We start from the raw sequence: 698 nt of genomic DNA, 5'->3' as shown, positions 1-698 counted from the left end.
GCCAACCGCCTGGGCGGCAACTCGCTGCTGGACCTGGTGGTGTTCGGCCGGGCGGCCGGCAAGCACATCGAGAAAGTGCTGCGTGAAGGCGCAGAGCAGCAGGCGCCGCGCGAGAGCGATATCGAAGCGTCGCTGGCCCGACTGAATCGCCTGAACAGCTCGACCGGTGGGGAGAGCAGTGCGGTACTGCGCAAAGAGCTGCAGGAAGTGATGCAAAACCACTTTGGCGTATTCCGCAAGGGTGACTTCATGGCCGAGGGCATCAAAAAGCTGGCCGCCCTGCGCGAGCGCATTGAAAACGTGTCTATCGACGACAAGAGCGATGCGTTCAATACGGCCCGGATTGAAGCTCTGGAGTTGCAGAACCTGCTGGAAGTGGCCGAGGCCACTGCCATCGCGGCCAATGAGCGCACCGAGTCTCGCGGCGCCCATGCCCGCGAGGACTTCCAGGAGCGCGACGACAAGAACTGGCTGTGCCACTCCATGTACTATCCGGTCGACAAGCGGGTGGGTAAGCGCGGCGTGAACTTTGCCCCGCGCACCATGGACGCGTTCGAACCGAAAGCACGTGTTTATTAAGGGGTACGAGTTATGTTGAAAGTTGAAGTCTATCGCTACAACCCCGAGACCGACAAAGCGCCTTACATGAAGTCCTACGAAGTGGACACTCAGGGTAAGGACCTGATGGTGCTCGACGT

Annotated in this window: 2 pseudogenes; both read left to right on the top strand. The window is 60.2% G+C overall.

The window, feature by feature from the left end:
• Positions 1-579 (top strand): annotated as a pseudogene (gene sdhA, locus B3520_RS02595) (succinate dehydrogenase flavoprotein subunit); the annotation flags it as partial.
• A gap of 12 nt (positions 580-591) precedes the next feature.
• Positions 592-698, top strand: a pseudogene (gene sdhB / locus B3520_RS02590) (succinate dehydrogenase iron-sulfur subunit); the annotation flags it as partial.

The sequence above is a fragment of the Marinimicrobium sp. UBA4509 genome, assembly GCF_002388575.1.
Classification (GTDB): domain Bacteria; phylum Pseudomonadota; class Gammaproteobacteria; order Pseudomonadales; family Cellvibrionaceae; genus Marinimicrobium; species Marinimicrobium koreense.
This window is presented reverse-complemented; position numbering and strand designations above follow the sequence as displayed.